The 26,200-nt window shown below is 42.1% G+C and carries 25 protein-coding genes; 16 read left to right on the top strand and 9 right to left on the bottom strand.

Going from position 1 to position 26,200, the window contains the following annotated elements; translation table 11 throughout:
- Positions 1-29: 29 nt before the first annotated feature.
- A complete protein-coding gene (locus tag ACSLUK_RS02945) occupies positions 30-971 on the bottom strand; it encodes a GumC domain-containing protein (RefSeq protein ID WP_448547020.1) in 942 nt (313 codons plus the stop codon).
- A 285-nt stretch (positions 972-1,256) separates the two neighbouring features.
- Here ACSLUK_RS02945 and ACSLUK_RS02940 point away from each other — a divergent pair, with 285 nt between their 5' ends.
- Positions 1,257-3,095: a winged helix-turn-helix domain-containing protein gene (locus ACSLUK_RS02940; protein ID WP_448547019.1), complete on the top strand. Its 1,839-nt coding sequence runs from the start codon at positions 1,257-1,259 to the stop codon at positions 3,093-3,095.
- 154 nt (positions 3,096-3,249) lie between these two features.
- On the opposite strand, the gene ACSLUK_RS02935 is transcribed toward ACSLUK_RS02940, so the two are convergent.
- Positions 3,250-4,914, bottom strand: coding sequence for an SUMF1/EgtB/PvdO family nonheme iron enzyme (locus ACSLUK_RS02935; RefSeq protein ID WP_448547018.1), 1,665 nt, complete (start codon positions 4,912-4,914; stop codon positions 3,250-3,252).
- 198 nt (positions 4,915-5,112) lie between these two features.
- On the opposite strand from ACSLUK_RS02935, the gene lexA reads away from it, so the two are divergent.
- From lexA to ACSLUK_RS02910, 5 genes are all read left to right on the top strand, one after another.
- Positions 5,113-5,727 carry a transcriptional repressor LexA gene (lexA, locus tag ACSLUK_RS02930; RefSeq protein WP_448547017.1) on the top strand — a complete coding sequence of 205 codons (615 nt, stop codon included), beginning with the start codon at positions 5,113-5,115 and terminating at the stop codon, positions 5,725-5,727.
- A 597-nt stretch (positions 5,728-6,324) separates the two neighbouring features.
- Entirely contained in the window at positions 6,325-7,806 is a 1,482-nt protein-coding gene (coxB, locus tag ACSLUK_RS02925) for a cytochrome c oxidase subunit II (protein ID WP_448547303.1), read from the top strand.
- An 11-nt stretch (positions 7,807-7,817) separates the two neighbouring features.
- Positions 7,818-9,407, top strand: a complete 1,590-nt coding sequence (gene ctaD / locus ACSLUK_RS02920) for a cytochrome c oxidase subunit I (protein ID WP_448547016.1) — start codon at positions 7,818-7,820, stop codon at positions 9,405-9,407.
- Positions 9,408-9,423: 16 nt separating this feature from the next.
- The gene (locus tag ACSLUK_RS02915; protein WP_448547015.1) at positions 9,424-9,981 is read left to right on the top strand and encodes a cytochrome c oxidase assembly protein; all 558 of its coding nucleotides are present in this window, start codon (positions 9,424-9,426) and stop codon (positions 9,979-9,981) included.
- 31 nt (positions 9,982-10,012) lie between these two features.
- Entirely contained in the window at positions 10,013-10,897 is an 885-nt protein-coding gene (locus ACSLUK_RS02910; protein ID WP_448547014.1) for a cytochrome c oxidase subunit 3, read from the top strand.
- 121 nt (positions 10,898-11,018) lie between these two features.
- On the opposite strand, the gene ACSLUK_RS02905 is transcribed toward ACSLUK_RS02910, so the two are convergent.
- On the bottom strand, positions 11,019-11,228 hold the full coding sequence (locus ACSLUK_RS02905) for a DUF2909 domain-containing protein (RefSeq protein ID WP_448547013.1): 210 nt from the start codon (positions 11,226-11,228) through the stop codon (positions 11,019-11,021).
- A 32-nt stretch (positions 11,229-11,260) separates the two neighbouring features.
- Here ACSLUK_RS02905 and ACSLUK_RS02900 point away from each other — a divergent pair, with 32 nt between their 5' ends.
- Genes ACSLUK_RS02900 through ACSLUK_RS02880 form a run of 5 tightly spaced genes read left to right on the top strand, consistent with a single transcriptional unit; the run spans position 11,261 to position 15,149 of the window.
- On the top strand, positions 11,261-12,040 hold the full coding sequence (locus ACSLUK_RS02900; protein ID WP_448547012.1) for an SURF1 family protein: 780 nt from the start codon (positions 11,261-11,263) through the stop codon (positions 12,038-12,040).
- Positions 12,018-12,578 (top strand): redox-active disulfide-containing membrane protein, encoded by a 561-nt coding sequence (locus ACSLUK_RS02895; RefSeq protein WP_448547011.1) that lies wholly within the window; start codon positions 12,018-12,020, stop codon positions 12,576-12,578. Before ACSLUK_RS02900 ends, ACSLUK_RS02895 begins: the two co-directional genes overlap by 23 nt.
- Positions 12,578-13,585, top strand: coding sequence for a COX15/CtaA family protein (locus tag ACSLUK_RS02890; RefSeq protein WP_448547010.1), 1,008 nt, complete (start codon positions 12,578-12,580; stop codon positions 13,583-13,585). The genes ACSLUK_RS02895 and ACSLUK_RS02890 overlap by 1 nt, the downstream gene beginning before the upstream one ends.
- Positions 13,586-13,594: 9 nt before the next feature.
- Entirely contained in the window at positions 13,595-14,506 is a 912-nt protein-coding gene (gene cyoE / locus ACSLUK_RS02885; protein ID WP_448547009.1) for a heme o synthase, read from the top strand.
- Between the two features lie 13 nt (positions 14,507-14,519).
- On the top strand, positions 14,520-15,149 hold the full coding sequence (locus tag ACSLUK_RS02880) for an SCO family protein (RefSeq protein WP_448547008.1): 630 nt from the start codon (positions 14,520-14,522) through the stop codon (positions 15,147-15,149).
- A 26-nt stretch (positions 15,150-15,175) separates the two neighbouring features.
- Here ACSLUK_RS02880 and ACSLUK_RS02875 read toward each other — a convergent pair whose 3' ends face one another.
- On the bottom strand, positions 15,176-16,234 hold the full coding sequence (locus ACSLUK_RS02875; RefSeq protein WP_448547007.1) for a polysaccharide deacetylase family protein: 1,059 nt from the start codon (positions 16,232-16,234) through the stop codon (positions 15,176-15,178).
- A gap of 215 nt (positions 16,235-16,449) precedes the next feature.
- On the opposite strand from ACSLUK_RS02875, the gene ACSLUK_RS02870 reads away from it, so the two are divergent.
- Positions 16,450-17,781, top strand: coding sequence for an MATE family efflux transporter (locus ACSLUK_RS02870; RefSeq protein ID WP_448547006.1), 1,332 nt, complete (start codon positions 16,450-16,452; stop codon positions 17,779-17,781).
- Here the strand turns inward: ACSLUK_RS02870 and ACSLUK_RS02865 are convergent.
- Together ACSLUK_RS02865 and nfuA are read right to left on the bottom strand one after the other, a co-directional pair.
- Entirely contained in the window at positions 17,750-17,998 is a 249-nt protein-coding gene (locus ACSLUK_RS02865) for a hypothetical protein (RefSeq protein ID WP_448547005.1), read from the bottom strand. The genes ACSLUK_RS02870 and ACSLUK_RS02865 overlap by 32 nt on opposite strands.
- 8 nt (positions 17,999-18,006) lie before the next feature.
- Positions 18,007-18,585 carry a Fe-S biogenesis protein NfuA gene (gene nfuA, locus ACSLUK_RS02860; RefSeq protein WP_448547302.1) on the bottom strand — a complete coding sequence of 193 codons (579 nt, stop codon included), beginning with the start codon at positions 18,583-18,585 and terminating at the stop codon, positions 18,007-18,009.
- 241 nt (positions 18,586-18,826) lie between these two features.
- Here nfuA and ACSLUK_RS02855 point away from each other — a divergent pair, with 241 nt between their 5' ends.
- On the top strand, positions 18,827-21,376 hold the full coding sequence (locus ACSLUK_RS02855; protein ID WP_448547004.1) for a M14 family zinc carboxypeptidase: 2,550 nt from the start codon (positions 18,827-18,829) through the stop codon (positions 21,374-21,376).
- Between the two features lie 25 nt (positions 21,377-21,401).
- On the opposite strand, the gene ACSLUK_RS02850 is transcribed toward ACSLUK_RS02855, so the two are convergent.
- Positions 21,402-22,151 carry a ComF family protein gene (locus ACSLUK_RS02850; protein ID WP_448547003.1) on the bottom strand — a complete coding sequence of 250 codons (750 nt, stop codon included), beginning with the start codon at positions 22,149-22,151 and terminating at the stop codon, positions 21,402-21,404.
- Positions 22,152-22,218: 67 nt separating this feature from the next.
- Between ACSLUK_RS02850 and bioH the strand changes: the two genes are divergently transcribed.
- From bioH to ACSLUK_RS02835, 3 genes are all read left to right on the top strand, one after another.
- On the top strand, positions 22,219-23,001 hold the full coding sequence (bioH, locus tag ACSLUK_RS02845) for a pimeloyl-ACP methyl ester esterase BioH (RefSeq protein WP_448547002.1): 783 nt from the start codon (positions 22,219-22,221) through the stop codon (positions 22,999-23,001).
- Between the two features lie 141 nt (positions 23,002-23,142).
- Complete coding sequence (locus ACSLUK_RS02840) at positions 23,143-23,439, top strand: hypothetical protein (protein WP_448547001.1); 297 nt, start codon at positions 23,143-23,145, stop codon at positions 23,437-23,439.
- Between the two features lie 15 nt (positions 23,440-23,454).
- Positions 23,455-24,444, top strand: a complete 990-nt coding sequence (locus ACSLUK_RS02835) for a putative metalloprotease CJM1_0395 family protein (RefSeq protein ID WP_448547000.1) — start codon at positions 23,455-23,457, stop codon at positions 24,442-24,444.
- A 65-nt stretch (positions 24,445-24,509) separates the two neighbouring features.
- On the opposite strand, the gene pyrE is transcribed toward ACSLUK_RS02835, so the two are convergent.
- Positions 24,510-25,151 (bottom strand): orotate phosphoribosyltransferase, encoded by a 642-nt coding sequence (gene pyrE, locus ACSLUK_RS02830; RefSeq protein WP_448546999.1) that lies wholly within the window; start codon positions 25,149-25,151, stop codon positions 24,510-24,512.
- A gap of 9 nt (positions 25,152-25,160) precedes the next feature.
- Entirely contained in the window at positions 25,161-25,877 is a 717-nt protein-coding gene (gene rph, locus ACSLUK_RS02825) for a ribonuclease PH (protein WP_448546998.1), read from the bottom strand.
- Between the last annotated feature and the right edge of the window lie 323 nt (positions 25,878-26,200).

Below are 26,200 nucleotides of genomic sequence, written 5' to 3'. Positions count from 1 at the left end.
TATTCGAAGTTGATTCATGCCGGGCGGTATTAAGCAGTAACCTGCGATTTAGCTTGGCGATCAAGCCCATAAAACACAGCAATAATAACGGAAATAAAGCCACTAAAAATAAATGCAATAATACAAAGTAACGCTCTACTTGGTGCTGACTTTTCTTCAGGGACAATAATGGGACCAACTGTTTCAAACATCACTTCATCAGTAATATTGTTAAGGAGTAATATCTTAGTCTGTTCTCCAATTAGCCCGTATAGAATAGACTGAAGCTCTGAATTACCCGTTTGAACCGCTTTTTCTTTCAAGAGAGTAATATACTTTTCTGTTTCCCGCTGAGTCTTCTCTTGCCAAAATAAGTTCATTTCCTTGATCAATAAATCGAGCCATTCAGCCGCTATTTTTGGGGAATAATAGGAGAGTTCTATGCTTAATGTACCTTTTTTACTCGCGTAGTCTACCGAAATATTTTCTGAAAGCTTAGAGTAAGCTTCCCATGGAGTTGGTATAACACTTTTTCCTTCAGGTACTTCTCTCACCCACACCTTTTTTTCTGCATCATATAGTTTAGGGTCAATTATTAGTTGATCAGTACTCTTGTCCCACTTTTCTACTGCTAATAAAGCAACGGTTAGGTTATGTTTTTCTATGAAGCTCTGTAGAAATGCTCTTGATTTTAATAGTTCTAAGGCTACATCGGTCTTATCTGTCGAACCTTTGCCAATATTAATCCCTGCCATACTGGCAAGCCCGCCAAACTGTCCAGCTAGCTTTGCTAATGAGCCTCCACTTTCTGCGCCTTTCGGCATATACAGCCCTTTTGCAGTATATATGTTTGGCTTGCTGATCGCGTATCCAACCATGAGCGCTGACCAAAAACTGGTAAAGCAAAAAATGAAAACCTTATACTTCCATATAAAACGGGGTATTAACGACAAAGTTAATTGTGGTACTTCTTCTTTTGATAAATTGCTCATGAGATTTTTATTAATTAGTTTGAGTTAAATTACGTGCAGAAATCGGGTGCATCCATACGCGTTTGCTAGCGGGGAGCATAATAATACATTTTACCCGCGAGTGGTATAGCCAAAAAACTTGGAACAGTATGCGTTCCTCGTAGTAAAGGACTAGCAATTGAAATTGATAGACGAAGTTCACTTTAACAAATCTACTACAAATCAACTTACAAATTAATTGCCATTCCTGAGTGCGATTCAGTTAAGATACTCTTGAATGTTTAAATTGCGCCAATAATAAAAACAATGCTTTATCAGTTTCAAAATTTCGAGTTTAACAGTGAGAGTTTAGTGCTCACGCAAAATGGTGAACCAGTTGCCATCCGCCATAACGAAGCTAAAGTCCTACTCGCACTCATTGAAAATTTAGACAAGGTGCTGAGTAAAGACGATATTTTGTCGATGGTTTGGCAAGAAAAGATTGTTTCTGATCAGGCTGTATTTCAAAACATAAGTCATTTAAGAAATATTATCGGCACGAGTGCCATCAAAACATTTCCCAAGCGTGGCTATCAATGGCAATTACATATAACTTCAGTAGCGCAGCAGACGCCACCTTCAGCTCCTTCACTCACTCTTGATAAGGAAGACACGAAAGTAAGCCCTGAAAGCATTGCTACAAGCCCTAAGCTTTTATTATCTATTGCCGTCTTTCTTGTCGTATTCATTGTGCTCGTATTCATGAGTAAAAATGCATTTGAATCAGACAGCACAGAAAGCGAAATCGTACGAATCGGCTATATTCCATTCTCACTGACAGTGGCTGACACGCGCTCTACCATTCGCTTAGATGATAGTGAATCTATTGATATTGCAACACTCGAGAATCTGACAACTTCGGCATTCGCGGCTGCACAAGAATTGGAATATCGAGCCATATCGGCTGAATATCCCCTAGTGTTGACCGGAACTGCGTATTTTTTCGAACAAAACTACCACCTTGATTTCGTTTTAAAGGGACCGGTGCGTCAATGGCAAGGGCAATTGACCGATGATTCACTACCGAGTTTGCTGGAACAATTGCATCACCATTTGGCTCAACCCTTTATTCGTAAAATTGTGAGTGAGCCACGCTCACCTGAGTTGCTGCAAGCGTCTTTATCGATCGCTCACCAGCAATCCCCTGATGACTTAATTGTGCTGGGACAGTTAATTGATAGCTATATTAAGCTGGGTGAATACGAAAAGGCGATGACACTCGCTGATAAACTCTTAGGCAATGCTCAAGCGCAACAAAATATTCAGCAACAAGGTGTCGCATTTTTGTATCAAAGCAGAGTGCTAACACAAAAGCAGTTATTTGAACTAAGTGAAGTTAAATTGATTACTGCTAAAGAAAAATTCACTCAGGTTAATGATTTGGCAAGGCTTATAGATTCTTTTCATGCTCATTCATGGATTAACCATCAATTTAACGACTATGAGGCGATTAAAGATAATCTGACAAGAGCAGCAATGTTAGCACTTGAAATTCAAGATATAGAGCGTGAGCTCCACGCGCTAACCTATTTGTCGGTAATGGCACATAAACATAGAAAAACGGAAGATAAATACACTTTCTTAACCAAAGCGGAACAAAAAATGACAGCGTATCAATTGCCGATTTATCGTTTCGCGAAAATTCCATTCCATCATGCAATATATACTGACAGTAAAGACGGCAAAGAGCCTCATCTTAGAAGGGTACTTGAGTATACAGAATTGACCCCAGACCACTGGGTTGCCCAGTCGAGTAGAGAACAACTCATGCAGTATTATATCGACAAAGGTCGATTGCGCGATGCACAACAATTACTGAGCCAAGCGGTAACAGTCAATGCGGATAACGCTTATTTAAAAGCACTTTATGCAAGGGCTAGCAAGCAGCAGACTGAGTTTATTCGTTATGCAAAGGAAGCCTTCGAATTGGCGCAGTTAGCGGGTATTAATAGCATCAGCTTAGATGCAGCACTAATGTTATGTAGCAATCCAGATACGCAAACAGATTTTGACTTCTACTCGCAATTTATTAGTGAAAACGCGACAGCAAATTGGCGTAAGAACAATCAGAATGTACTCGCATCATTAAGCTTAATTGAACAGTAAGCGAGTTTGATTAGTAGAAATTACGCATTGACTGCCTAAATCACCTTGGTGTTTAGTCAATTGATTGCAAACAACGCCAGAAAAGAAAGAAATAAAGAAAAGAACCAGCAATAGCTTGATACAAATGGCTATTGTTGGTTCAAATAATCAGTGACTAAGATTGTTCAATCGAAAACCAATTGAGTTTCCAGTCATTGTCGAGCGATCTCAATGTAATTGTATGTTTGCCTTTTTCCAAATGAATGGTTCCACCGTTTTGCGTTTTCCAGTCATGGTAGCCGCCTGTTGCGTCAATTTTTTGAACTGTGAGTTTTTTGGACTCGTTGTAAATTTCAAATCCTAGGGTGTTCCTCGGAGATGCAACACGATAAGACAGCTGATACGCACCTGATTTAGGAACTTCAATTTGATAGCTCATCTCAGCACCTTCACCGATGCCTACAGCACCTGTAAGGTTATAGCCTATGCGACGAGATTTATCTGAGGTAAATGAAATACCAGTGTTGTTTTTTGTATCGGTTATTTTAGTCGCCCATTCGGCTTCAACTTGCGCGGGTAGCTTAACCCAACTAGCCGCTTTAGTTACTGGGGGAGCATAGGTGCTTTGTGTGTGTCGCCTAACTGCAACCACTGTATAATCATAAGCATGCGCTGGCACGTTGCCATCTATAAACTGCATTTCATCAATATTATTGGCTATCATCTTAAACATTTTTCCCGGTAGTGCATTGCGATAAACGCGATAACTAACAGTATGGTCATGCTGATCGTTGTCCCAGGTTAGCCTAACACTATTACTGTTTTGACTAATCTGAAGATTTTTTACCGGCGCGGGGATTTCGGGTAGCAAATCACGGCGTTTCTGTGCTTGTTGTTGAGCAAATTCAAGTGATAGGATGAATTGCCTAGTTTCGTTCGAAATCGGTGGGATTTGGTTATCTATTACCAACCTAAATCCGTTGACACCACCAGAAAATATCTCGTCTGTTGAACGGCGGTTAGCTAATGGAAAGTGACTCCAGTGCCAGCTACTACCACGGACTACACGACGATCACACTTACCGTCAATACGTGCAGAACCATCTGTTGGTGCACCTTCATAAGTTCCTACGTAGCAATCGGAGAGAAACTCGACTACATTGCTGACCATATCGTGTAATCCAAATGGGTTTGGCTTGTACATGCCAACGATACTGGCGTAGCCAGAATTATCTTCGCAATTTGCAACTTCACCGGTCCAATTGTAGTAGCTTGTATTGTTATTGAGCTGCAATATGCTTTCACCGCGTCGATCTCCGGTATTTTCATAATCACAAACGAGCGTATTGTCTTTATCATCTCCAAAGTAATAATCGGTTTTAGTTCCAGCACGCGCAGCATATTCCCATTCGGCTTCAGAAGGTAGTCGATAGGGTCTGCCAGTTTCTTTTGCTAACCATTGTGCGTACGCATTAGCGGCTTGCCAGTTGATACACACAACAGGCTGATGTTCACTGGTGTTTAGCCTGTTGGTTTCCCAATTTCCTTTGCTGGGCAATAAAAACCACACATCTAACTCGTGTCGGCACGTTTGAGGTACAGGATAATTGGTCATTTCAACGAAACGACGGAATTCAGCAACAGTTACCTCGTACTTACTCATGCCAAAAGACTGGATGTTTACGGTGTGAATAGGCTGTGCATTAGCACGGCTAGTTGACCCCATTTTGAAACTGCCAGCAGGGATTTGTACCATGACAGGTTCGATTGGTTTATTGATAGCGTAGGACACACTGCTAGTGGCAATACTCATAGCAATTAAAAGCTTAGTTATTTTCATAGTTATTCCTCGTAAAAGACTGGCGCAATATGAGCAATAGCGCGGTGAAAAGTCCTATGAAAAACCTAGCTTTAGCTAAAAATAGAAAAATTTTAGAAATATGAATAGATAATTTCTGATTAAATTCAGTACATACCTTGCGTTTATTTACAGGCTGTATACAATGACAGTGATACTGTTCAAAAATACAGGGCTGTTATGCGACCACTTACCCCAAGACAACAACAGATCTTTGATCTGATTAAAGAGAAAATATCAGCGACCGGCATGCCACCAACACGTGCGGAAATTGCTGATTTTTTTGGTTTTAAATCGGCAAATGCGGCGGAAGAGCATTTAAAAGCTCTGGCCAAAAAAGGTTACATTGAAATGTTGCCAGGAACCTCGCGTGGCATTCGACTAGCTGAAGAGTATGCCGAAGAACAAGGACTACCACTTATTGGCCGTGTCGCTGCAGGAGAGCCAATTTTGGCGCAAGAGCACGTTGAAGAGCGTTATCAAATTGATGGTAATCTTTTCCACCCTGCAGCGGATTATTTGTTGCGGGTAAATGGCGAAAGTATGAAAGATATTGGCATATTAGATGGTGATTTACTGGCTGTGCATCAAACGACTGATGTGCAAAACGGTCAAGTAATCGTGGCGCGTGTAGAAGATGATGTTACTGTTAAGCGCTTTAAAAAAGAAGGTAATGTGGTGTATTTACATGCTGAAAATGAAGACTTTGCACCGATCAAAGTAGATCTCGCTAACCAACATTTTAATGTTGAAGGAATTGCCGTTGGTGTAATTCGTTCTGCTGACTGGATGTAATTGTTTTATATATCATCGCTAACTATTAGGTTTATTGGCGGAATGTTCAATAAGCCTAACTTTTACCGTTTTTTGAATCTTTTCTTACTCTCCTAATTAAATCCAATACCAAACTTCCTATCTAACGCGTTTTCAAACGAGTTTTAGATTAAAAAGTAATCAGTAAAAATTTTTCACGAATTTGTCAAATCAGCTTTTTTTCGAGTGCCTGCTTAAAAATACGACAATTACTGTAGTTCGTGTCACCACTGCGTTATAGCGCTTTTAGAGTGGTAACTCTATTGTTTTTATTGCCATTTCTAAGCATAGCACGCTAAATTAAAAATTGACCTAGTTTAATAATTAAGTAATTCTAGATTAGAAAGTAAGCAATAATAAGAATATGGTGGTGTTACGGTTTCTTGCGGAAGTCAGTAGCAAACGCCAAATCAAAAATAACAACAGAAAAATAAAAATGACGTGCCTAGCATGAGCTGTGTATTACTGCCTAAGCATGACTTTACATTTAAAGGGCGGAGGAGATGTCGAGTGAAAAGACGTAACCTAGGTTGGCTGTTATTGGGGTTTTTAGTTTTACCCGGTATAGCTTGGGCTGAAATGGAACTTAATCTTACCCAGGGGGTAACAGAGATAAGTCGAGAAGTGTATGGCTTACACATGTTCGTGCTTTACATCTGTACGGTAATTGGGATAGTCGTTTTTGGTGCTATGATTTGGTCGATGATTTTTCATCGAAAATCGAAAGGCGTAACACCAGCAACATTTCATGAGAGTACAAAGGTTGAGATTATTTGGACGGTAGTGCCAATTCTCATTTTGATTGGTATGGCGATTCCTGCAACCAATACGCTCGTTGAAATGGAAAACAACGACAACTCTGATATCACTATTCAAGTCACTGGTTCTCAGTGGAAATGGCACTACAAATATTTCGATCAAGACATAGAGTTTTACTCTGTATTGGCCACTCCACGTGAAGAATATGACAATCTAAATGGCCAGTCAGCGGAAAAAGGTGAACACTACTTACTGGAAGTTGATCGTCACTTAGTTATTCCGGTCAATAAAAAAGTTCGATTCTTAATTACGTCTGATGATGTTATTCACTCTTGGTGGGTACCAGCGTTTGCTGTTAAACAAGACGCTAACCCAGGTTTTATTAATGAAGCTTGGACCATCGTTGATGAACCAGGGATCTACCGCGGCCAATGTGCTGAGCTTTGTGGTAAAGATCATGGCTATATGCCTGTTGTCGTTGAGGTAAAATCTGAAGCAGACTATGCCGCTTGGATTGATGAGCAAAATAGACTTATTGCAGAAGCTGCTGCAGCTGAGCAAGCGTCGTTAACTGCATCGCTGTCTAAAGAAGAGCTTATGTCGTTAGGTGAACAAACTTACACTGCGTATTGTGCAGCGTGTCACCAACCTTCAGGGATGGGATTACCGCCAGCATTTCCAGCCCTTAAAGGAAGCCCAGTTGCGACCACAGGGCCCATAAACACTCATATTGATATTGTATTGAACGGTAAGGCAGCAATGCCAGCCTTTGGTAAGCAATTAAGTTCAAAAGAAATCGCAGCAGTTGTGACTTATGAACGAAATGCATGGGGTAATGACACCGGCGATCTAGTGCAAGCCGCAGATGTTAAAGCTGCCAGTGGTGGCGCCAGTACCGCTGTACCTGCAGTGAGTGAAGAAGTTGTGGAGACGGTACAAGAAGCCGCTGCAGAAAAAGCACCTGCTGAAGACCTTTCAAAAACATATTCTATGGATGAGCTCATGGCGATGGGCGAGCAAGTATACAACGGTAAGTGCTTAGCATGTCATCAAGCTAACGGTGCAGGGCTACCTCCAGCGTTCCCAGCATTAAAAGGCAGCCCGATGGTGTTGGGTGATGTCAGTGCGCATATCGACATGGTATTAAATGGCAGCCAAAAGAACCCAGCAATGACGCCATTTAAAGATCAATTAACAAAAACGGAAATCGCGGCAGTGGTGACTTTTGAGCGTAACGCTTGGGGTAACGACACCGGCGATCTAGTTCAACCAGCAGATGTAGATGCTGCGAGTGCGAAGTAAGGGGAAGCATTATGACGACTGAAGCTATTCATGACTCGCATGACCACGAGCATCATGATCATAAAATGACGGGATTAAAGCGTTGGTTGCTAACAACTAACCATAAAGACATTGGATCTTTATACCTTTGGTTCTCGTTTATCATGTTTTTAACTGGCGGTGCCATGGCAATGGTGATCCGCGCAGAATTATTCCAGCCTGGTTTGCAAATTGTCGACCCAGATTTCTTTAACCAAATGACGACAGTGCATGGTTTGATTATGGTGTTTGGTGCCATCATGCCGGCATTTACGGGGTTGGCCAACTGGATGTTGCCGATGATGGTTGGTGCGCCTGATATGGCATTACCACGACTCAACAACTGGAGCTTCTGGATTCTACCTTTTGCTTTCAGCATCTTGTTGATGTCTTTCTTTATGGAAGGTGGAGCACCTAACTTTGGTTGGACGTTCTATGCGCCACTGTCTACAACGTACAGTAATGGCAGTACAGCGTTCTTCGTGTTTGCGGTTCATATTATGGGTATTTCGTCAATTATGGGAGCAATTAACATTGTTGTAACCATAATGAATATGCGAGCGCCAGGTATGACGTATATGAAAATGCCATTGTTTGTCTGGACGTTTTTCATCACAGCATACCTACTGATTGCCGTTATGCCAGTATTGGCTGGAACGGTAACTATGGTACTTACCGACACCTATTTCGGCACAAGCTTTTTTGACGCTGCTGGCGGCGGAGATCCGGTGTTGTTTCAACATATCTTCTGGTTCTTTGGTCATCCTGAAGTTTACATCATGATACTGCCTGCATTTGGTATTGTTTCAACGACTATCCCGGCATATTCTCGTAAAAAGTTATTCGGATATAGCTCAATGGTATATGCAACTGCCTCAATTGCATTCTTATCATTTATCGTGTGGGCACATCACATGTTTACGACAGGGATGCCGTTATTTGGTGAGTTGTTTTTCATGTACTGTACGATGCTCATTGCCGTCCCAACTGGTGTTAAGGTATTTAACTGGGTGGCGACTATGTGGCGCGGTGCTATTTCCTTTGAAACATCAATGTTGTTCTCAATTGCGTTCGTTATCTTGTTCACTATCGGCGGTTTCTCCGGTTTGATGCTGGCGATGACACCGATCGATTTTCAATATCACGATACTTACTTTGTTGTTGCCCACTTCCATTATGTATTAGTAACTGGTGCGTTGTTTTCTATCTATGCAGGTGTGTATTACTGGCTGCCAAAATGGACGGGTTACATGTATGACGACACTTTAAGTAAATGGCACTTCTGGTGTTCATTGATTTCGGTGAACTTGTTGTTCTTCCCAATGCACTTTTTAGGTTTAGCGGGTATGCCTCGACGTATTCCTGATTATGCATTGCAATTTGCTGATTTTAACAAGTGGGTCAGTATTGGTGGCTTCGCTTTTGGCCTATCACAACTTATTTTCTTAGTGTTAGTGATTAAGTGTATTAAAGGCGGTAAGAAAGCTGAGGCTAAGCCGTGGGATGGGGCAGAAGGGTTGGAATGGACGGTACCAAGTCCTGCGCCTTACCACACCTTTGAAAAACCACCTAAAATTGACTAATAACAGGGGATAACTCGTGAGTACAACGCAAGATCAAAGTCAACGAGAAGCTAATACACAGAGAACGGTGAAGAAGCTCGTACTAGTGGTGTTCGCTATGTTTGGGTTTGGTTTTGCACTTGTACCTTTGTATGACGTGTTTTGTGATATTACTGGGTTAAACGGTAAAACAGCGAATACGGCGGCGGCAGTGAACGAAGACGGAATAGATACTTCCCGTACTATAACCGTGCAATTTCTTAGCAGAACAGCGAAGGGAATTCCGTGGCAATTTGAACCTATGATGAATGAAATTAAAGTGCATCCAGGTGAAATGAAGTTAGTGAAGTTCTATGCAAAAAATGAATCTACTCGCGACATAATCGGACAAGCAGTTCCGTCGGTGTCGCCTGGAAGAGCCGCGCTGTATTTTCAGAAAACCGAATGTTTTTGTTTTAATCAACAGCCGTTAAAGGCAAGCGAAGATATTGAGATGGCATTACAGTTCTATGTTGATCCTGAATTGCCCGACGATGTGTCTACGCTAACTTTGTCATACACTTTGTATGACATAACGGGCAAAGTCGAATCATAAGCGTCATACGCGAATACATAGGGGAATAGCTATGACTACAAAAGAATATGAAACTTATTACGTACCGGCGCAAAGTCACTGGCCGATCGTAGGTGCAGTCGCATTATTTTTAATAGCGATTGGCGCGGGCAGTTACGTGTCTAATCTAAACAATCCTGAAGGCGGTATTGGCGGTTACGTACTAATTGCGGGTATTGCACTTATCATTTACATGATGTTTGGTTGGTTTAATAACGTCATTGAAGAGTCAATGTCGGGCAAATATAGCCATCAAATGGATAACTCATTTCGTCAGGGGATGAGCTGGTTTATTTTTTCAGAAGTCATGTTTTTCGCGGCTTTTTTTGGCGCGCTACTTTACGCTCGAACACTTTCAGTGCCTTGGCTTGGCGGCGAAGGCAATAATGCGATGACCCATGCCGTATTATGGCCTGAGTTTGTTGCAGAATGGCCGCTTATCAAAACACCAGACGGCACCGAAACAACGGCTATGGGGTGGTATGGGTTACCATTAATCAACACCATCTTATTATTGACCTCTTCATTTACTGCTCACTTTGCACACGTTGCGTTGGAGAAAGGCAAACGTGCACAGCTTAAAGTTTGGCTTAGCATAACGGTTGTATTAGGCCTCGTGTTCTTATACTGCCAAGGGCTCGAATATTCTCATGGGTATGCTGATGAAATGAAGCTGTACTTAGATAGTGGTATTTATGGCAATACATTTTATCTGTTGACTGGCTTCCATGGTATGCACGTAACATTGGGCACAGTGATGCTAATTGTGATGCTAATTCGTGTGTTCAAAGGTCATTTTACACCTGAAAATCATTTTGCCTTTCAGGCAGCAAGTTGGTATTGGCATTTTGTTGATGTTGTTTGGGTGGCACTATTTATCTTTGTCTATATTATTTAATTAATACATATGATTAAGAAAGAGAAAGCACTGGCTTTCTCTTTTTGTTTGTAAGATTGAGTTGTGTAAAAATTGAACGCACATGCCTGCTCAGCATTTGCCAGAATAAACAAATTTGTTTTTAGTAGGGCCTTGGATTTGGCGTAATAACGCCAGTTAATATGCCGATCAGTAATAATAAGACGATGAACGCTGATGTCATTACACGACGACCAATAAATTTTGACATGTTGGGCTTGTTTGGGTCGTTACTGTTCATAATAACAAGTGCTCTGAACAAGTTATAAATCATAAAGATGAGCAAGCCGACAACGGCAATCTTAATAAACATAAACCCTCATTATCAGGTGGTAGTAGTTGATTGTGTCAGCCGTAAACAGCAAACAAATAGTAAAACAAGTCAACTGGTTAATTGTTGTACTTACTTTGCTGGTATTTATTGGATTAATCAAGCTGGGATTGTGGCAATCGGCAAGAGCGGTTGAAAAAGAGCAACGTTTGGCGCGTATTGAGGCGCTAACAAGTCATCAGGCACTTAACTTGGCACAAATATTAGCCATGAAAGATGGCAGTGAAGAGATTAATGATCTGCCTGTGACAGTAACGGGCGATTTTGATGAGCAACATATTTTGCTTTTAGATAACCAGGTAAACAAGAACAGCTTAGGCTATAGAGTGTTACAGTTGGTATCGACCGAACATGGACTATTGCTGGTTAACTTGGGTTGGGTAGCAGGTAGTGTAAATCGCGACATACTGCCCGATATTCCACCTGTTATGGGGCAGCATCAATTTAATGGGCATGTCAGAATTATTGAAAAAGGCATACAACTGGCAGAGCAAAATTATCAAGATTCACAATGGCCAATGAGGGTTCAGCAAATAGAGCTGGCGAAAATTTCACAACTTTTCGGTCAAAAATTGTTGCCCTTTGTGGTTTACTTAGATAAAAAAGAAAGCATAGGGTTTGAAAAAAACTGGCAGCCTATCGTAATGCCCCCTGAAAAACATCGCGGTTATGCATTTCAGTGGTTTAGTTTGGCGATTACGTGGATGGTGTTGATGATTTCAGCAAGCTGGTATTTCATCCGTAATAAAAATAATAACAAGAAGGAAGGATATGAGTCAGGGGCAGTTGAGTAAATCTCGTCGTAGTCTGTTACTTGTAGTGGCGGCATTTGTGATTCCTATCGTGTTGGCGAAAATCGCGCTAACACAGCATTGGTTTAATTACGGGGTAACCAATCAAGGCGATTTGCTCTCTGGTGAGCGCAACCTTTCAGACCTTGGGGTAGCAAACATTAATCAACAGCGAAAATGGCTGATGTTAGTGTACAAGCCAAGTGACTGTGATGAACTATGCTTAACAACGATAGAAACCATTCACAGCACTTATGTTGCTTTAGGCAAAGAAATGCCGAGGGTAACACCCGTACTACTGACAGATAGTGAACTCACTACCGATTTTTCCTCTCAAATACCTATCAACAAATGGCAAGTTGAAAACTACCCTGATCAAGCCAAAAGCTTACTGACGCGCCAAAATATCTTGGTTGTTGATCCGCTTAGTAACGTTGTTTTAAGCCATAAAATGCCTACTTCCGCAGACGATTTAACGGCTTTTGGCAAGGCAATTCTTGCTGACATGAAAAAACTATTAAAATATTCGAGGATTGGCTAATGACAGATCCTCACAAAAAAACGCTAAGAAAGCTCGTAATTCTCAGCATCTTGTTGGCACTTGTTGTTGTTGCTTTAGGGGCATATACCCGACTGACGCACGCCGGACTGGGCTGTCCGGATTGGCCTGGTTGCTATGGCCAGATAGACGTGCCACAAACGAGTGAGCAAATAGCCAAAGCGGAACAAGCATTTCCTGATCGTCCGGTTGAACCAGAAAAAGCGTGGAATGAAATGATCCACCGTTACTTTGCCGGTAGTTTAGGGCTATTGATTTTAGCCATAGCCATAATGGCAATAAAGCACCGCCATACAGGTGTGCCAGTGAAGCTGCCGCTGTTAATACTTGCTATCGTTATTTTTCAGGCGGCTCTTGGCATGTGGACTGTGACCATGAAGCTAATGCCTATAGTCGTCATGGGGCATCTATTAGGCGGATTCACGACGCTTTGTCTCTTGTTCTTGCTCTACTTACGCTTAAAACCGTATCGAGTACCAGGGGGTGACTCTCGGCTTCGTAGCACTGCGAAATTAGGCATAGTGGGCATTGTCGTACTAACTCTACAAATCGCTTTGGGTGGCTGGACTTCATCAAACTATGCCGCCTTGGTATGTGTTGAATTACCTATTTGTCAAAGTGGTTGGACAGAAGCACTCACGTTTGACAACTCCTTCGATGCTATTCCACCCAAAAGAGAGACATATGAGTTCGGTCACTTAGATCACAACGAACGAGTGACTATTCATGTAATGCACCGAATCGGCGCAATTATTACCACGCTGTATTTATTCTGGCTGGTTATACGTGTATTTAGCAGAGCGGAGAGTCATTATTTTAAGCAAATATCCTTTTTGTTGGGGTTAGTATTAGCGACGCAAGTTGTCCTTGGTGTCAGCAACATTTGGTTTTCTCTGCCACTTGCTGTGGCGGTCAGTCATAACGTTGTTGCCGTCTGTTTAATGCTAGTGCTTATTAAATTGACCTATAGTTTAAGTCGGAAGATATAGGAAGTTGTTATGTCAGAAATCTCCACGGATGTCACACACGCTATGATTAGAACAACGCCTGTATGGCGAGATTATTATGAAATTACCAAACCTCGTGTAGTAGCACTACTTGTACTAACTGCACTAGTAGGCATGTGTTTAAGCGTTCCGGGCGTGATTCCATGGCAAATTTTAATACCGTCAATGTTAGGCATAGGCTTATTGTCATCGGCTGCTGCTGCGATTAATCATATTGTTGATGAACGCATTGATAGTGTAATGAAACGCACTCACAATCGTCCGTTGCCGAATGGGCGTGTATCTACGCGTAGTGCTATCATTTTTGCAAGCTTACTCGCGGTTACTGGCTTCATCATGCTGTATGTATGGGTTAATCCACTTACTGCTTGGTTAACGCTGTCGGGTTTAGTCGGTTACAGTTTTATCTATACGATGTACCTTAAACGTGCCACACCACAAAATATCACGATAGGTGGCTTAGCTGGAGCAATTCCACCTCTGCTGGGCTGGACATCGATGACTAATGAAATTCATCCTAATGCGCTATTATTGGTGCTGCTGATATTTACTTGGACACCGCCTCATTTCTGGGCACTTGCCATCCATCGAAAGGATGATTATGCCAAGGTAAATATTCCTATGTTGCCGGTCACGCATGGCGTTAACTTCACCAAAACTCAAATTCTACTTTATACCATCTTACTGTTTGTTGTAGGTTTGCTGCCTTACCTCGTCGGTATGAGTAATTGGCTATATTTGATTGGCGCGGTTGCACTTAATCTAGTTTTCTTCGTATATGCGTGGAAACTCAAATTTAATGCTGATGAGAATACTGCTATGGACACCTTTAAGTTCTCAATTGTGCATTTGATGTTATTATTCATAGTCTTATTATTAGACCATTATTTATTACCCTTGTAGTTGAGTGCCAAAGATGAATAAAGTTTTAGCTGCAATTATTGCTGTAGTGGCAATTGCTAGTGGTGCGTTTGTTTTTCAGTCTTATTTTCGACTTGCTCAGCCGGAGTTTGCGCTGTACTACCAAACACCGCGAATGGTGAAGCCATTCCAGCTTATCGATCATAATAATCAGGCATTTGACAACAGTACGTTGGCTGGAAAGTGGTCTTGGGTATTTTTCGGTTATACATCGTGTCCAGACATTTGCCCGACAACATTACAAGAGCTTAATTTTAATTATGACCAGCTAAAGTCTGTCGCGCCGAACACGCAAGTATTACTGGTGTCAGTTGATCCAAGCCGAGATACAACCGACAAACTGTCGCAATATATTGGCTATTTTAATGCAGAATTTAAGGCATTAACGGCTGATCATAGCCAATTGTTTCCATTTGCGCGTAATTTGGGACTAATGTACGCGATTAATAACGGCGAACAGTCAGAGAATTATCTGGTCGATCATAGTGCTTCGTTGGTTCTGATTAATCCTGATGGCGAAATTGCTGCTATTTTTAAACCCACGCATGAATTGGGCGAGCTGCCCATCATAGATGGACAGCAAGTGGTCAGCGACTTCGAAAAAATTGTTCGCCTATTTGGCTAACTAACTCATGTTAACGAGTGGCCTAGTTATAACGGATACCACTCGTTATCGGGACGCAAAATAAACCAGGGTTTTGAATACCAATAATAGCGTCCGGGTTCGCTTATACTTGGTGCTGTGCAATTTCCGCGTACACGTCCAGGGGATAAATCGTTGCTAAAGTTTATGGTAAAGGTCTCTTCATCAAGCCATTTAACCTTCTGCTTCCCTAATCCAGAGACATAACAGTTTAACTGTGATTTTCTAAAATCATCTACCACTACATTCATAGTGACCGACTTAACCTCGCCATGTTTGTAAATGGTTTCCGCATTGTGCTTATCGAGTGTGATGACAAATGGTAGCGAATTTAATTTATCGCGAAGGCTAGATAATTTGTCATAAGGCTTCGACGCTGGGAAGCGCGGGATTGCTGACAAACTCGTGGTTAAACCAACGGCTCCGCTTTGTTGTGAGAAACCAACAAAGTCATTGTTTTCTAACCATGATTGTATGGTTGGTGAGTACTCACCATAAGGGTATGCAAAGTAGCGATAACTCTTACCCGTTTTCTGTTCAATCTCTTTCTCTGCTTGAAGCAGAAGCAATCGTTGTTGCTCTAACCAAGCGAGCTCATCCATATCCCTAGGCACACGTGCTAACGAATCATGATAAAAGCCATGATTAGCAATAATGACATTTTGCTCAGCCAAATCCCTTAACTGCTGCCAACTCATGTATAGCAGTGAGCCGCGATTAACAATATCAGGATTGATAAAGATAGTGTACGGATAGCCAAATCTGTCTAGTATTGGTTTTGCGTTCGTTAAAATATCTAAATATGCATCATCGAAGGTAATCGCAACGGCTTTATCTGGTAGTTCTTTTTGGTGTCTTATTGCGTCAACAATTTGTGAAACGGGAATCACTTTAAAGCCGTTATCGGCCAAATACTGCATATGTGCTTCGAATTGCGCTGGATCAATGCTCGTGCTGGCAGGTGTTGAAGAATCAACATGGTGATATTGTAAAATAACTGCTGCTACCGTCGAACACGACCAAACGCTCAAAAGTAACGATACAATTATCCAGATGCGAGCTAACATTATTACCTTCCAGTATTACTAACGTAACGTTTTAGTGAATTTAAAATTTCTATCACATTATTTTTCGGTATTTCGTTGTAATTAACAAGTACTAGTTATCCTGGAACAGAATATATTTAATGTGTGATGGTAATAATGTCTTTCCATATCTGACATGTTCATTTAATCTGCCACCTCTAATCATTGTTACCATTAATTGCCTCAGGAGCGTTATTTTGCAACCTGCCTCCTACCATCGCCAATTGTTTACACTCGCTATTCCGATGATATTGTCGAATATCACTGTGCCGTTATTGGGGCTTGTTGATACCGCAGTAATTGGCCATCTTGATCAGGCGTATTACCTTGGTGGTAGTAGTGTTGGTGCCATGATTATCACTTTTGTCACGTGGTTATGCGGATTTTTACGCATGTCGACGACAGGGTTGGCGGCGCAAGCTTATGGGCGTGGCGACTTTGCAGAAAGTTCAATGGTATTGAGTCGCGGCTTAATCGTCTCAATTTCGCTTGGCGCATTGATGATTATTTTTCAAACGCTATATCTAGACGCAGCCTTGGCACTAGCTGGCGGATCAGAGCAAGTGCAACTATATGCACGTCAATACGGTGAAATTCGTGTGTGGGGTATTCCTGCGGCTTTAAGTAATTTAGTGATATTAGGCTGGCTACTCGGTCATCATAAAGCCAAATCAGTTATGTGGATTTTGATTGTCACTAATTGTGTGAATCTTGGGCTTGATCTACTTTTCGTTGTTGTGTTCGATTGGAAGGTACAAGGCGTAGCACTTGCAACACTTATCGCCGAGTATGTGGGGCTAGCGATGGGTTTATTAGTGGTCTTTAGTCACTTTAGCTCCTCAGTTCGGGAAATATGGCAATCCAAATCACAAGCACTTGCGCAGCTAATCCAGCGAAGCGAGTTGATTCGCTATTTCAGCCTAAACCGCGATATTCTCATTCGCACGCTGTGTTTGGAAATTTGCTTTGTGTTTATGACCTTCCAAGGGGCGCGCCTAGGTGATGAAGTCGTGGCTGCCAATGCCATACTAATGAACTTCTTGTTGTTGGTTTCTTTTGGCTTAGACGGCATAGCCAATGCTGCAGAAGCAATGGTGGGCAAAGCTCATGGCAGCGAGAATAAGCGCGACTTTCGCGAAACTGTTAAGGTTGCGTTGCAGTGGAACCTAATCTTTGCCATAGCTTATACGTTAATTTTCACTATGTTTGATCAAGCACTGATTCGGTTGATTTCAGATATCCCAAGTGTAATTGCCTTTGCAGAAACATATGTGGTGTGGTTAATACTAATGCCAATATTTGCTTGTTGGTGTTATTTATTTGATGGTATTTACGTGGGAATGATGAATGCCAAAGTCATGCGTAACAGCATGGTTATCTCCACATTTTTCGGATTTTTTCCGGTATGGTTCATATTGCAGTCGTATGGTAATCATGGATTATGGGCTGCGTTTACGGTGTTCATGTTGTTGCGGGGAGTGAGCCTTGGCTGGCACTTTAATCGTTATGTTTGGCGGGCGGTCGATTGAGTATATGGTAGAGTCGATTGGCGAATATACCTAGGTATCCCCAAGCAGCCAAAACAATGCTTATGCCGATAAAACCAAGCCCCAGAACTTGCCATTCATGCGAGCCCACAAAACCGACATAAACAAAAATTAAACCACAAATGAAAAAGCCAAGCCCAATCATAAAACGCTTCATACTGCGTTGTGGGTCTTGGCCTAAGTATTCAAGAATACGCACAAGTGGTATTAGAAGTAAGAGTGCTCGCCACGTTGATGTTCAGTCATATCACGCACACCTTTTATTTCACCATCCATGATTTCAAGTAACTGACGCTCAATACCATCTTTAACCGTTACATCAATTTGACTACAGCCGTTACATCCACCACCAAACTGAAGCACGGCAAAACCGTCGTCGGTGATTTCCATCAATGTGCACTCGCCGCCATGGCCAGCTAACTGTGGATTAACTTCTGCTTTAATAAAATAGTCAACGCGATCGAATAATGGTGCGTCGCTAGCCACTTTGCGTAATTTGGCGTTTGGCGCCTTAAGTGTCAGTTGCGAACCCATTTGGTCAGTAACAAAGTCGATTTCAGCTTCATCTAAAAATGGTTTGCTATCGGCATCGATAAATGCTGAAAACTGATCAAATTTGATTTCGAGATCTTCTGGTTCTACAGCGTCGGCTGGACAATAAGACACACCACATTCAGCGCTGGCAGTACCAGGATTAACAACAAATACGCGAATATTTGTACCTTCGCCTTGTTGTGAAAGCAATTTGGCAAAGTGCGCCTGTGCCGTTTCTGAAATAGTGATCATAGTCATGAATATTCAACCTACATTAATTTTGCTTTGATATACCTGAGTAAATCACTCAGGTATATTATTTTACTCTGCTTCGTAAGAATGTGCTACCTGATTGTGCGTTCAATTCTAAAATTAGCAAAGATAGTAAAAAAGAGACAAAAAAGAGATAAAAAAGTACTATCGCACGACGACTGTGCTAGATGCTGTTTATAGAGTTTGCTATGTTGTGTGTATGTACAAGTAGGACAATAACATGTTGAATCGATTTTTAATTTTTCTCGTATTTTTGATGGGGACAAACGTCTCAGCGAACGCTGCAGATGTTACAGAGTATTTACCTGCAAACCATGTTTATGATGAGTCTATCGCTAAACCAGAAGACCTCTTTAGCTTCGGTTTGGGAGAGCGCCATATTCGTCATGATCAGCTGTTGCGTTATTTTGAGGTGTTATCACAAAGCTCCGATCGCGTTTTGCTAACCGAAATGGGCATGACGAATGAAATGCGTCGACAACTATTGGTGACCATTTCCCATCCAAATAATTTGACCAATATCGATGATATCTTAGCGAATAACAATAAACCGCAATCAGCAACGAGTAGGCAGCCACTTGTAATATGGCTAGGTTACAGTGTGCACGGTGACGAAATCAGTGGTAGTAATGCTTCGCTGGCAGTAGCGTATCACCTTGTCGCGAGCCAAGATGAACAAGTATTAAAAATGCTTGAAGACACCATAATCGTGCTAGAGCCCAGTATTAACCCTGACGGCATGGATCGATTTACTACTTGGGTGAATACACACCGAGGCGTAGCACCGAACAGCGATCCTAATCATATTGAACATCATCAAGATTGGCGTACAGGGCGTACTAACCATTTTGGCTTTGATCTAAACCGCGATTGGTTATTACTTTCTCAGCGCGAAACACAAAACCGTATGGCGTTTTTCCATCAATACCAACCCCATGTACTAGGGGACTTTCATGAGATGGGCGCTAACAGTACGTATTTTTTCCAGCCTGGCATTCCGTCACGCACCCACCCGTTTACGCCTGAAGATAACCAGATGCTAACGCGTAAGCTTGCTACGTATCACGCCAAGGCATTAGATTCAGACAACCGACTGTATTACAGCCAAGAAAGTTTTGATGATTTCTATTATGGTAAGGGTTCCACATACCCTGATATTAACGGCGGTGTTGGTGTGTTGTTTGAACAAGCTAGTAGTAGAGGCTTCCAGCAAGATACGATAAATGGCTTGTTATCTTTTGAATACGGCATTAAGAATCAGGTATTAACGTCGTTTTCGACTATTGAAGGGGCGTGGAAAAACAAAGCAGAGTTTTTTGCTTACAGAGAGAAGTTTGATAAAGAGTCGTTAGCGCAAGCGAGTAAGGAAAAGTTTGAAGGCTACTTACTTGCGAGCGATCAAGATCAGTATCGCATGCAAATGTTTCTGAAAAAGCTTAAACAACACCAAATAAACGTATATCCATTATCGGAAGATTTTCGTTTAAATGGTCGTGTTTACCCTGCGAACACTAGCTACTACGTACCATTGGAGCAAAAGAAATATCGGGTTATTAAGGCGTTGTTTGATCAGGGAACCAACTTCAGAGATAACACTTTTTATGATGTTTCAGGCTGGACGTTACCTTTAGCAATGAACATTGAATTTCATGAGGTAAGTCGCACCTGGGGACTCAAACTGGCAGAGAGTGTGTGGCAGCAACCACGTGACATTTCCCAGTCAATTGACACTGCAGCTTATGCTTACGTGTTTGAATGGTTCGATTACCGCGCTCCACGTTTGCTCAACGCTTTATTGTCTGAGGGTGTAAAAGCAAAAGTAGCGACTAAATCATTCACTTCTCAAGTACAAGGGAAACAACGACTATTTCCTGCTGGCAGTATCATGATACCAGCTGCCTCTCAACAAAATGAAGGCTGGCGTGCATTAATTGAAAACTATGCCAATATTCATCAGATCACCGTGCACAGTGTGAGTACAGGGTTAACTATCGCTGGCATTGACTTAGGAAGCAGTGCATTTGCGCCGATAGATCCCGTCAAAGTGTTGTTGATAGGCGGAAAAGGAAGCTCCCAGTATGAGGCTGCAGATATTCTATTTTACTTAGATGCACAGCTTCACATTCCGGTGACTGTCGTTGAACAAAATAGACTAAGGCGAGTGAAATTGGCAGACTACTCACATATCATCATGGTGGATGGAAACTACAAACAACTGGGCAAAAAGGTTGTTGAAGACATCAAAACTTGGGTACAACAAGGTGGTGTTATTTTTGGTCAAAAGCGCGCGGCAAAATGGTTAGCAGATGCTGAGTTTTTGAAAGCCGAATTCGTATCTAAAGAACATCTTGATGAACTGTTTGATGTGAGTAATTTAAGTTATCAAGACAAGGAAGCATTATCTGCGCGTAAACGCATTGCCGGTGCCATTTTTCAAGGGCAATTGGATACCTCGCACCCTTTAAGTTTCGGTTATAGCAATACGAATCTACCACTATTTCGAAATAGCACGTTAATCATGAAAGCGCCTGAACAGCCGTTTATTTCAGTTGCGCGTTATGCAAAAGAGCCGCTGCTTAGCGGCTATACTGACAAGAATCTCGTTAACAAGATAGCTAGTAATGCGGCAATTGTTGCGCATAACTTCGGTCGGGGCAGAGTCATTGCCACTACCGATGTTTTAGCGTTTCGTGGTTACTGGGCTGGTAGTTCAAAACTATTAGCCAACAGCTTATTTTTTGCTAAAGCGTTTAGCGCATCAGGTGGCTAACGTCACTTATTCTTCAACTTATCTGTTATTGCGGTAGCGCCAGCGCTATCGCAATAACACCTACGTGTTGCACCCCATTCTTTTTTAACAATTTTGCGATTTCATTGACTGTTGAGCCTGTAGTGACGACGTCGTCGACAATGACGACAGCGTCTGGAACAGGTGAATCGAACGCATTCAACGCAAAAGCACCATGCAGCTGACGTCGGCGCGCCGCACCGTCTTGCCCAACTTGCGAAGCCTGATGATGAATACGCATAAGAAGGCGATTGCTATATCGTAGACCTCCGAGACGACAAAAATGCTTAGCTATTAGGTGGCTTTGATTATAGCCGCGCTTGCCCCACCTTTTGGGGTGAATTGCGACAGGTATGTGTAAAGTGCCTTGTGTAAGTTGAGTGTTCGCTTGCTGGCACACGTCAGTGTGCCATTGCTGGTAAAGTAATTGGCCAAGCAACTTTGCATATTCAAAGCGCTGAGAGTATTTAAGCTGTTTCAACCAGTAGTCAAATGGCCACAAATAGGGAGATAGAACGTATAATTGATCAAGGTGTTGGTGCGAAATCGCTTTTCTTATCTTGGGCCAACTTAACAGGTTGTTCGACAAATTCGGGTAATTAAACGTTGGCAGATCTTGATAACAATGGTCGCATAGCAGATGAAACTGCGAGACATCTTGACGACATAAGTCACAACGTGAAAGTGTTAATAGATGGCGATTGATTACATGTGGGACTTTATCAGCATAATTTCTTAATGTGCTAATCAATTTCATGGCTATTCGTTCCTTTTAATAGGCCAATTGGGTAAAATGTGTGCTTTTGAATTCGCAATAGCAAAGCATGGCACATCATTTACATTTTTCGAGCCAAGGCAGTGGTACGCCTTTGGTTTTTATTCATGGATGGGGATTAAACGCTGGCGTTTGGCAACCCACTGTGGAAGCACTTTCTGACCAATTTCATGTAACGACCGTTGATTTGCCAGGTTTTGGTACTAACGTGGCTCATACAATTTCGCCATATTCTTTAGATAGTGTAACTGAGCTGATCAGCCAAGTGATAGACCAGCCAGCCGTTATTGTAGGCTGGTCTTTGGGCGGGCTGGTAGCAACAAAACTCGCACTGGCTTACCCAGAAAAAGTGAAAGGCGTGGTCGCGGTGGCGAGTAGTCCGCATTTTGTTGAGTCTGAGCAGTGGCCGGGCATTAAGCCAGATGTGCTGGCTTTATTTCATCGCCAACTTTCTCAAAATACACAAAAAACTATCGACAATTTTCTCAAAATACAGGCTATGGGCAGCCCTCATATACGCCAAGATATTAAAGTGATTCGAGAGCTCATCATGCAGTTCGGTATGCCCAGCAAAGCCACACTTGATGAATCGCTGCGCCTGCTTGACATGGTAGACCTTCGTGATGAACTTCAAAACATTTCAGTGCCCTATTTTCGTATGTATGGCAAATTGGACAGTTTGGTACCGCAACGCGCTATAACCCACATTGACAAGTTGATCCCACAGAGCGAAAAAATAGTGTTCGATGCCGCGTCTCATGCGCCATTCATTTCACACTTTGAACCGTTTGTGAAAGCGCTTCGTATCTGGTTAACACGGCATTTTAGTTAGCTCGTTGGGTTTACATTTAGTGCTAATTGGTTAATAATTAGTCAATAGGTATTTGTTAATATCTAAAGTTGTGTGGGCGGTTATAGATAACTCAATTGAGCATTGCTAACTCGCCTTACGTTGATATTAAAGGAGCTGAAAATGGAAATAAACTCTGCTTTTAATGCGGGCGTTAAAGGGTTTCAAAACGCGACTGAGCGCGCCACCCAAGCAGCAGCGAGTATTGTTGAGAAAACCTCGATCACTGCTGAAGACTTTGCTATTGGCCAAGGAATTAACGACAACACCATTGATCAAAATACTAAATCGGGCGATTTATCTGATTTGAATCAGGAGATTGTTGATCTCAAAGTAGCTGAGTTTCAGGCGAAAGCCTCTGCTGAAGTCATTAAAACTGCAGACGACATGGTTGGATCATTACTGGACGTTACAGTTTAACTGTAGGATATTGCCATGAACATCACGCCACTTCCGACAACGCTACCAACGGCTACGGTATTTAATCCGCAGACCGAGTCGTTGCGTCGGGAAAATCAACAGCGTGAAGTTATCACTCAAACGGCGCCGCTTAATCAGTCGGCAGCCGAGAAAGGCGTTGCCTCTGAACGCGAACGTGCGAAAACACCTGCTCAATTTAATGAACAAATCGATTTTGCGAATTTAAGAGAGCAAGCCAAATTAGACAACAGTACGATTACTGAGCAACATGAGCACCAAGACTCGCCGCAACAACAAGCCCAAGACCATGAGGAGAATATAAGTGATTCTTCAGAAAATGGTGGGCAATCTGTTAGTGCAGATGACGAGAGCGAGACTAATGATGACACAGCACAAGATCGCGTAAAGGAATTTGCGGAACAGCAAACTATTAAAGAATTGCAAGTGCGTGACCGCGAGGTTCGCTCTCATGAATTAGCGCATGCTACTGCGGGCGGCCCATATACGGGTTCACCGAGCTATTCTTTTGAAGTAGGCCCTGATGGCAAAAAATACGCAGTAGAAGGCGAAGTTTCAGTAGATCTTGAACCTATTGACGGTAATCCAAGAGCGACAATCGCTAAGATGCAGAAAGTTTACAACGCAGCATTGGCTCCGGCAAATCCGTCGATTCAAGATATGCGTATTGCAAATGCCGCAGCACAGCAAATAGCACGTGCTCAATCGCAATTATTAAATGAAGCTAGCAGTGTTGATTCAGAAGACAATAATGAAGCGGATGCTAATGCGAGGACTCGTGGAACATTCTCAACTGAAAGCGCCAATGATCGTGATGAAAGAGATTTTGACCAGCTAATTAACGAAACGTTGGCGTCACAAGAAGCAATTGCGCCTAGCCGTTCAATAGATGTTGATTTACGGGCTGTTCGTATTGAACATTTCTATGCTGATATTAATCACGCTTATGAAAAGCCGCCGCGTAATCAGTTTGAATTAACGGCATAAAAAACGTCTGCAAGCAGACGTTTTTTATTGGCTAGTGAAAGCTATAGATGTATCCGACAATGCGTTTAAATGCCGTAATCTTCACGATATTGACGAACTTTAACTAGATTGTCGGCCATTTCAGGCTTATCTTCCAAATAGCTAATTAAGTCGCCAAGGGTCACAATCGAGATAACTTTTGTACCAAAGTCACGTTCCACTTCTTGGATGGCAGATAATTCGCCTTTACCTTTTTCCTGACGGTCTAACGCAATGAGTACACCAGACAATTCGGCATTATGAGCTTGAATTAACTCCATTGACTCACGGATCGCTGTACCTGCAGTAATCACATCATCAACTAACATCACTTTACCGGCAAGTGGTGAACCTACTAAGTTCCCGCCTTCACCGTGCGTTTTTGCTTCTTTTCGGTTAAAGCAATAAGGCGTGTCAATATCATGATGATCAAACAAGGCAACCGCAGTCGTCGTTGCAATAGGGATCCCTTTGTATGCAGGGCCAAACAACAAATCAAACTCAATACCAGAATCAGCAAGTGCAGCGGCGTAAAATCGGCCTAAACGCGCTAAATCACCACCAGTGTTGAATAATCCTGCGTTAAAAAAGTATGGGCTAGTGCGCCCTGATTTCAATGTGAATTCGCCAAATTTCAGTACTTCTTTTGCCAATGCAAATTCAATAAATTCTTTTTGGTAAGCTTTCATTGTTCTTCCTTACGCGTTTAATGCAGACTTTTGCTCATCGAACAGTTCGTTAATGCTGTTCTTGGCCAAAACCATCATGTCGTTCATTTCTTCGAAACTAAATGGTTCTTCTTCAGCAGTACCTTGTACTTCGATTAGTTTGCCTGTTTCTGTCATAACAACGTTCATGTCAGTTTCAGCGGCAGAGTCTTCAATATATTCTAGATCAGAAATTGCAGTGCCTTGATAAATACCAACAGACACGGCGGCTATCATGTGCTTTAACGGATTCGTTTTGATGATTTCTTTTGCACGCATGTAGTTCAGTGCGTCAACCAGTGCAACGCAAGCACCTGTAATTGACGCAGTGCGGGTACCGCCATCAGCTTGAATAACATCACAATCAACGGTAATAGTGTTTTCGCCTAGTGCTGCTAAATCTACCGCCGCACGTAACGAGCGCGCGATTAGACGTGAAATTTCAAGTGTGCGGCCACTTTGCTTACCACTTGCTGCTTCACGGCGCATTCTGGTGTGGGTAGAACGTGGCAGCATGCCATATTCAGCTGTGATCCAACCTTTGCCTTCACCTTTTAAGAAACGTGGTACACCTTCTTCAACTGTTGCTGTACAAATGACCTTTGTGTCGCCGAATTCAATCAATACAGAGCCTTCTGCATGAGCGGTAAATTGACGAGTAATGGTGACGGGACGAATTTGACCTGGGGTTCTGCCACTTGGACGCATGGAACTAGTTTCCTATTAGTTGAAATCAAACCCGCATTATAGTGTGTTGTTGACAATTTTGACACCTAGAATGCACAAAATTATAGGGTATGCGCTATCTACCATCTATTGCTTAATCAATGGTAAGTGAGACTAGTTTTGTTCCGATATAACCGTAATTTGTGACATTGAATTTGTTAGTAACAAATTAATATCAAAGGATAAATGGGAATAATCGCCTACATTGCGCTAAGATAAATAACCACAGGCAATGAAAGATGTTTCGCCTTGGTTAGGTCACATTAGCTATGAAGTGTATAACAATAAAGTACCTTGCAGCTATT

The organism is Thalassotalea fusca, from assembly GCF_053485835.1.
The sequence above is the reverse complement of the archived record's forward strand: the minus strand, read 5'-3'. Positions and strand labels throughout refer to the sequence as shown.